The 373-nt window shown below is 37.3% G+C and carries 1 protein-coding gene; it reads right to left on the bottom strand.

All coding sequences use genetic code 11. The features are described 5' to 3' along the window. On the bottom strand, positions 1-373 hold a 373-nt coding region (locus tag V6246_RS18180), incomplete at both ends, for an Ig-like domain-containing protein (protein ID WP_341561865.1).

Consider the following 373-nt stretch of genomic DNA (forward strand, 5'->3'; position numbering starts at 1 on the left):
ATACTTCGATATAAACTGTAGCTGTATCACAAGCTTGAGGATTACCATCATCACAGATTGTATACTCAAAAGTATCTTCACCAGTAAAATCAGGATTAGGCGTGTAAGTATATGTTCCATCAGAATTGACAACCACAGAACCGTTAGTAGGTTGCGTGTTAGCCGTTACTGATTGGTTATCACCTTCGAAATCTTCATCGTTTGTTAATACATTACCAGTTACGGGTTGTCCAACGAATGTGTTGTTGATATCTGCAATAGCATCTGTTGTGTTTTCAATACCACCAACAGTAATGTAAACGGTAGCTGTATCACAAGCTTGATCTGCATTATCATCACAAATGGTATACGTAAACATATCTGTTCCAACAAA

It is taken from the genome of Algibacter sp. TI.3.09, assembly GCF_038154905.1.
GTDB lineage: Bacteria > Bacteroidota > Bacteroidia > Flavobacteriales > Flavobacteriaceae > Algibacter.